Source organism: Pseudoflavonifractor sp. 524-17 (assembly GCF_009935845.1).
Taxonomy (GTDB): domain Bacteria; phylum Bacillota; class Clostridia; order Oscillospirales; family Oscillospiraceae; genus Pseudoflavonifractor_A.
Map to the genome: position 1 here is coordinate 1 of NZ_QWEK01000086.1, position 7,137 is coordinate 7,137.

The 7,137-nt window shown below is 51.7% G+C and carries 7 protein-coding genes and 1 pseudogene; 4 read left to right on the forward strand and 4 right to left on the reverse strand.

Annotated elements, in window-relative coordinates:
- Positions 1-17 precede the first annotated feature (17 nt).
- The 4 genes from D1159_RS18180 to D1159_RS18195 all read left to right on the forward strand — a co-directional run bounded on the left by D1159_RS18180 (position 18) and on the right by D1159_RS18195 (position 3,487).
- On the forward strand, positions 18-1,466 hold the full coding sequence (locus D1159_RS18180) for a GldG family protein (RefSeq protein WP_161847014.1): 1,449 nt from the start codon (positions 18-20) through the stop codon (positions 1,464-1,466).
- Positions 1,453-2,853 carry a DUF4340 domain-containing protein gene (locus tag D1159_RS18185; RefSeq protein WP_161847015.1) on the forward strand — a complete coding sequence of 467 codons (1,401 nt, stop codon included), beginning with the start codon at positions 1,453-1,455 and terminating at the stop codon, positions 2,851-2,853. Before D1159_RS18180 ends, D1159_RS18185 begins: the two co-directional genes overlap by 14 nt.
- Positions 2,854-2,976: 123 nt before the next feature.
- Complete coding sequence (locus D1159_RS18190; protein WP_161847016.1) at positions 2,977-3,198, forward strand: hypothetical protein; 222 nt, start codon at positions 2,977-2,979, stop codon at positions 3,196-3,198.
- 82 nt (positions 3,199-3,280) lie between these two features.
- Positions 3,281-3,487, forward strand: a complete 207-nt coding sequence (locus D1159_RS18195) for a hypothetical protein (protein WP_161847017.1) — start codon at positions 3,281-3,283, stop codon at positions 3,485-3,487.
- A 19-nt stretch (positions 3,488-3,506) separates the two neighbouring features.
- On the opposite strand, the pseudogene mobQ reads toward D1159_RS18195, so the two are convergent.
- From mobQ to D1159_RS18215, 4 genes and pseudogenes are all read right to left on the reverse strand, one after another.
- Positions 3,507-5,191 (reverse strand): annotated as a pseudogene (mobQ, locus tag D1159_RS18200) (MobQ family relaxase).
- Positions 5,192-5,490: 299 nt separating this feature from the next.
- Positions 5,491-5,688, reverse strand: coding sequence for a DUF3847 domain-containing protein (locus D1159_RS18205; protein ID WP_161847018.1), 198 nt, complete (start codon positions 5,686-5,688; stop codon positions 5,491-5,493).
- 205 nt (positions 5,689-5,893) lie between these two features.
- A complete protein-coding gene (locus tag D1159_RS18210; protein WP_161847019.1) occupies positions 5,894-6,286 on the reverse strand; it encodes a hypothetical protein in 393 nt (130 codons plus the stop codon).
- Positions 6,283-7,137 (reverse strand): ParM/StbA family protein (locus D1159_RS18215; RefSeq protein WP_161847020.1); only part of this gene is annotated, 855 nt, incomplete at its 5' end. The genes D1159_RS18215 and D1159_RS18210, both read right to left, overlap by 4 nt.

Here is a 7,137-nt window from a genome sequence, read left to right on the forward strand (position 1 = left end):
AAACGGAGGTACAACTGATGAAAAAGCTGAACTTCCAAACATCCAGCAGTGGATTGAACCGGAACGCCTTTCGCGGAGGCTCCTACTCCCTGACCATCTCCGTAGTGGTATTGGCAATTCTGATTGTTGTTAACATCTTCGCCTCCGCCCTGCCCACCACAATGACCAAGTATGACATCAGCGCATCCAAGCTCTACTCCATCACCAGCAACACCAAGGTGGTGGTCAACGCTCTGGAACAGGATGTGACCATCTATTGGGTGGTGCAGTCCGGCCAGGAGGACGAGGTGATTGCTAATCTGCTGGGGAAATACGACAGTCTCTCCGACCATATCCAGGTGGTAAAAAAGAACCCGGATGTTTACCCCACCTTTGCGGAGCAGTACACGGACGAAACAGTACGGAACAACAGCCTGATCGTGGAGTGCGGGGACCGCAGCCGCTTTATCGGATATGATGACATCTATGTGCAGGAAGCGGATATTTACTCCTACTCCTACAACACATCCTTTGACGGCGAGGGGGCAATCACATCCGCCATCGACTACGTGGTCAGCGAGGAGCTGCCCCAGGTCTACATCCTGGAGGGTCACGGGGAGGCTGACCTTCCGGCCTCCTTCCAGGAGCAGATCGAAAAGGAAAACATAGAAACCAATACCCTTTCCCTTCTGACGGTGGACGCCATCCCGGAGGACGCGGACTGTGTGATGATTTACGCACCGGAGAGCGACATCTCCCAGGAGGAAAAGGACCTGCTGGCGGGCTATGCGGCAGGCGGCGGCAAGCTGTTTGTGGTGGCCGGGCCGGCGCAGGACGGTATCCTGGAAAACCTCTATGATCTGCTGGCAGACTACGGTGTGGAGGCCAATGAGGGCATTGTCGTGGAAGGGGACCGGGAGCACTACTCCTTCCAGGGACCTGCGGTTCTGCTGCCGGATATGAGCAGCGACACCATTACCGATTCTTTAATTGAGGAAAATTATTATCCCATCATGCCCATCTCTCTGGGCCTGACTGTGACCGAAAATACCGGCGGCGGGACAGTGACGGAGCTTTTGACCACCTCCTATACCTCTTACAGTAAGCTGGCCGGGTACAGCATGACGGATTACGAAAAGGAGGACGGCGATATTGACGGCCCCTTCGCCCTGGCTGTCTCCATTGACACCGCCGGGGAAGGTAAAATTGTTTGGTTTACCTCGTCCTATTTTCTGGAGGATATGTATAACGCCACCTCCTCCGGGGCCAACGCCAACCTGGGGATGAACGCACTGTCCTCGCTGATTGGTGAAACGGAGGCGATGGCCATTCGCAGCAAGTCTTTGAACTACAACTACCTGACCATCAGCGAATCTGCCGCCTCTCTGCTGAAGGTGGCCATGATCGGCGTGTTCCCGCTGCTGTATCTGGGCATCGGCATTTGGGTGGTATTGAGAAGAAGGAGGCTGCAAAATGAACCGGTCTAAAAAGCTCTATATCCTTCTGGGGATTTTAGCTGTGGCCTGCATCGCCACCTTTGCGGTGATGCAGATGGAGGAACGGAAGGAGCAAATCAAAGAAACCGGAGAGAGCATCCTGGAACTGCCCAGCGAATCGGTGCAATCCCTCTCCTGGGAGTACAACGAGGAAACGCTGGCATTCCACAAGGATGAAACCTGGCTCTATGACGAGGATGAAAACTTTCCTGTGAGCGCGGAAAAAATCAATGAGCTGCTGGAGCAGTTCCAGTCCTTCGGCGCTGCCTTTATCATTGAGGACGTGGAGGACTTTGGACAGTATGGGTTGGACGATCCCATCTGCACTATCAATCTGTCCACCGGGGAGCAGAGCTACGAGGTCAAACTGGGCGATTACAGCAAGATGGATTCCCAGCGGTATGTCTCCATCGGGGACGGAAACGTGTATCTGGTCAAGCACGACCCCCTGGACGAATACGACGCGGTTCTCAGCGACATGATCGACCACGATGAGATACCGTCCTTTGACCATGTGAGCCAAATTCAATTCGCAGGTACGGAAGCATACAGCATTGCCTATCAAGAAAACAGTGTAGATAGTTACAGCGCCGCTGATGTTTACTTCACCCAGCGGAGCGGCAAAAATCTGCCGTTTGATACGTCCAAGGTAGACAGCTATCTGCGGAGCATCACCAATCTGAATCCGGTCAACTATGTGTCATATAACGTAACGGATGAGGAGTTGCAGGCGTATGGCCTGGACGCCCCCGAATTGACCATCACCGTGGATTACACCACGGAAGGGGAAGATGGCGAAGAAATTGCGGATACCTTTGTCCTCTATGTCAGTCCGGACCCGGAGGATGTCAAAGCCGCCGAAGAAGCGGGGGACGAGGACCAGGAAGCCGAAATCTCGGCATATGTCCGGGTCGGGGAATCGCAAATTGTCTACAAGATTTCCTCCAGCAGCTACAAAACGCTGGCGGCAATGTCTTACAATGACCTCCGGCATCCTGAAGTGATATGGGCGGATTTCTCCGATGTGCAGCAGATCGACATTTCTCTGGAAGGGAACAATTACACTCTCACCTCTGAAAAGGATGGAGAGGATCACATCTGGGCCTATCAGGAGGAGGAACTGGAAATTGCCGATCTTCAATCGGCACTGGAAGCCTTGACCGCAGACGAGTTTACCGATGAGCGGCCCACTGAAAGGGAAGAAGTCAGTCTGACCGTTCACTTGGATAATGAGAGCTTTCCCCAGGTTGAAATCAAATTGTACCGCTATGATGGGAGCCGCTGCCTCGCTGTGGTGGACGGCGAGAGCGTGTCCCTGGTGGATCGCACCGCTGTGGTTGACCTGATCGAAGCGGCCCATGCCATTGTGCTGGACTGAGACAGTCAGAACGGGGGCAGCGCGGCGAGAACTGCTGCGCTGCCCCCAAAGGGAATATACTCCAGCTGCGAAGATTGCCGGCGTACTGGGTGCGCCACATTTGAATAGAAACGATGGAAAGTGGTGAAATTGCTGTCCTTCATACCGAATGATGTAATGCCAAAACTGATACTGCTGGTTTTGGGAGCATTAGTTCTTGCAATTATTGCGGTTGCTGTTGTAAAAAACAGAAAGAAAATGCCTCCAGAAGTTTGGATTTCATTGTTGGTATTATGCGCTTTTGGAGTTGTTGGAACACTTTTTGTTTCTATATGCACAGCAGCCCTTTTTGCAATCGCCGACTAATCACACCCAAAACATTATACCAGCTCTGATTTATAGATGCGACTGCCAACAGATTGCGCTGACCTTATAGGAGGGAATATCTATGAGCGACTATCGTTCCAAAAACACGGCTGTCAGCCGGGGCGTTACACTGAATACCCTAAAAGATGAACTGTACTCCCTCAATATGCGTCTGTTGCTGGCGATGCAGCATCACAACAAAGAAGCGCAGGAAGATATTAGAGCGCAAATGGCAGCGGTTCAGGCTGAAATTGACCAGATGTGCTTGGGAAGTGGATCTCGCCGTTAATCTGAACTTTCAAAACAGATCATCTGTCTATCTCTTTGTGAGAACTTTTTTGGTGTTCACTTTGCCCTTTTGTCTCAAATATTTGCTGAAAAATAGACTCTTTCCCCCATGCTTCTTCTAATTCTTCTGCGGTATCCTTCCGGCTTTGTGCCAACAGGCTAGAGTCAAATTTGTTCCTATAGACAGTCTGGAGTTGTTGAACCGTCTGGCGATCCTTATCTATTCGCAGAGCCCGACGAGCCGCATCAAGTTCTCTGGCATCCATAGCTGCCGCCTGCTGCTGTAACTCAGTGTACTGCTTCAGCGCTGCGTCAAGTTCAGCGGTATATTTGCCCTCCTGCTGACTCAGCTTTTCCAGAGAAGATTCCATAGAAGCAATATGTTGTTTAACTTCGAGCATGCCGCGATCGTCTGCACAGTTAAACTGATTGAGCAGTAGAGCCTTCTCGCTTTTCAATTCCGCAATATCTTCTTTCAAACTGGCAATTTTCCGTGCCAATTCCCGATGCCGGAATACCTGAATTGCCGGAATGGCCTTCTTTGCCTTCAACAATGTATGGCGTTCCTGAATCTTGGCCTTAAGCTGTCCAACAATATCCTCATACCGTTTAATGTCTGGCTGGATGACTTGGAGTGAATCAGTAAAATGCTTTTTTCCGGCTCTAATATGTAAAAGCTGATACCGGAAGATAATCATTTTCTGACATACAGCTTCCATTGCATCTGCAATGGCCGGGATGGTGTTCTTTGCTGCGTCCATCAATTTCTTGACCAACGATTTCAATTCTCTAAGCAGAGCATTATCCGCCTTAATTTGCCGATTCAGTTCGCAACGCTCAGAAACGATACCCTTCTTTTCCATCGCGCGGGCGGCTACCCCCTCATGGATGGCGGGCTGTTCATCCAGGCCGCGCTCGGCATGACTACGGTGATCGACACGTTCCTGACTTCCAGTGCGTTCCAGAAACTGATTGGTTATGTCCGCCCATGTTGCCCTCCAAAAGATAAGCTGATCTTCGCTGTTCCAACGCGCAGTAATGGGATTCTGTCGTCCGTACTTGGTGCTTTTTGGATACTTGGATATCCGCTCTAACCCTTGCGTCTCAGCCGCTGAGGGTGCCATATAGACCTTTTTCTTGCCAACCTTATACTGCTTTTCCCACCCTTCCGCCTGAGCCGCCTTGAATTCAGCAGCAGTAAACCCTCGTTCCTCACCATCTCGGACACACAGATATTCTTTTTCGGTCTTACTTTGCCATCTGCCATCTTTGGCCAGAGGTCGCACAGTCAGCATGATATGTGCGTGGGGATTATGACCATCTGTGTCATGGATGCACACATCAGCACACATTCCATCTGCCACAAAGGTAGTCTGGATAAAATCGGTCAGCAGCGCGATCCACTCGTCCTTGCTCAGTTCAACCGGTAACGCCACTACAAACTCACGAGCGAGACGGCTGTCCTTTGTTTTCTCTGCGTCCTCTACGGCGTTCCAAAGGACTTCATGCTCTACCCACTCTGCTGGTGTGCCGTATCCGGTAGAAAAACCTGCTGCCAGACAAGCCCCTGCTTCCGAGTATAGTCATGCTGTACTCCGTCATAATCATTGTAAATCCGGGAGCAGCTCATATAGGCTGCTGCCGCGACGGCGGAACGGCCTGTTCCCCGACTGATAACTTTTGCCTCCAAATAATAAATTGCCAGTTGCTATTACCTCCGTCTTTCGTCTCCCGTCCTTCGTCCCCCGTAAACAGCGAAAAGCTGCCAGTGGCAAGTTTTCGCTGGCGTATGGAACAGGGCCGCGTACCGATCTGTTTCATACGCACCGGGAATGACCGCAGTCATTCCCGGCAGGCCCCCGCAGGGGCCGCATCCGCCTCGCAGAGCGCACGGTGGCCGAAGGCCATACCACCGCCCACGCAGTGGGTGGTGAGTAAGTGCGCCCCTTCGGGCCGGGAAAAACGGAGCGCCCCGGCGAACCGGGACGCTCCTGCTTTTCGTACTCAGTTTGTAAGTTCGTAAAGATATGTTTCCAACTCGTTCAAACTCATGCTTACCGTCTGCGGCAGAGTCTTCTCCAAAACAGCCCCCTCCTGGATTAGCCGCCTTGTTCGGGCTTTGCGCTGCTTCACCCGGTCACGGGCTTGAACTTCTTCCAAACGGTGTCGGGCCTGGATCAGTTTCTTTTCATTATCCGTCATAGTAGTTCCTTTCTAGACTTAATTGGCCTGTTAGCACTGAAAACACCTGATTATGCTACCAAGATTCTGTAAGTTGGTATCATAAAAGAGTAAAAATAGCACCAGATACAAATTCCCTGCGCAAATACAAGAAATTTAGTATCTGGTGCTTATGGTTTTGGTGCTAATTCACCTCATTGTGGTATCAAAATGGCTTACTGTAGTATCAAAAAATGTCCACAAAATCCAGTGCCGCATCGTCCGATTCCTGCTGATCCTCCTGGACCACGTTCTCAGCGGAAGCCGGTTGCGGCGAGATATTCTGCAACAGGTTGAGCAGAGTGTTTGCTGGGCCGACAGGAGCGGCATGATCGAACCCGGCCCGGATAGTTTCCAGCACCCGCAGGAGGAAAGCGTCCTCCTTCTCACGGGTTTCCAGATACGGGTCAGAGGCTAACCGCCCCCGGCGCTCAAAGTAGTCGTTGACGGCGGTAATCACTGCCCTGCTGTAAGAGCGGTACTGCTTCTTATCCCTATGCTGAAGATATTCCCAGGCTGTCCGATCCGCCTCTTTCTCCAGGTTGAAGCGAATATTGGTGCTGACAATCCGCCTGCTCATACCATGCCACCCTTCCTGGCGCGGAGATAGGCCAGATATTCATACCCCTTGGCGGTGGCGCAGATGTCCTCGTTGATGACAACCTGGCCAGCGTCAAACTCTCTGAAATTTTTAATCAGACAGCCACCGCCGCCAACCACATACAACTTCATCAGTTCCGGGTCATACTCATGTTCCCGCAGGCGGCGGAAGATACCGCCTACATAATCCCTGGCGGTTGACTGGATCGCGGAAAGGTAGCGTTCACTGATACTCGCAGTTCCGTGCCGGAGTACCTGGTCGATGATCGCCTCGTCAGCAGTGGAGCCATAGAGTTTCAGTAGATTCTCGCGAACCGCCAGCATACATTGGTGGGTCCCGTATTTCTCGGTGAAGCACTTTTTCTCCTGGGGGCGGCGGTCATTGATATACATGACGTTCATCGTGCCATTGCCGATGTCGGCCAGCATATTTACTCCACGGAAGTCCCGGAGCTGGTTCGCAACGGCGGCAAAGCCCTGGGGGAAAATGTCCGCACCGACAAAATCAACATGATAATCCACGCCCCGGAATGTAAAGTCTACGCTATCCTTTTGCAGCAGATACTTCTTGAAATCATCCTTTTGTTCGCTGACCCTGGTAAGCGGCAGGCCCACCGCTAAATGGACGCGGGCTGAGGTCTGCTTGCGGATGTTCAATTCCCTCCCAATAGCAGTAAGAGTTAGAAGGTAGTAGTCACTGTCCGCCATCTTATCGGCGGTAAACTCCTTATGTTCCTCACCGATCAGATAGTAGCGGCCCTCATAGACCAACAGATTGCTCTTGAAGGTTGGCTCCTTGTCAAAAGAGGCCACGCCTGTTTTGAAGCAGCA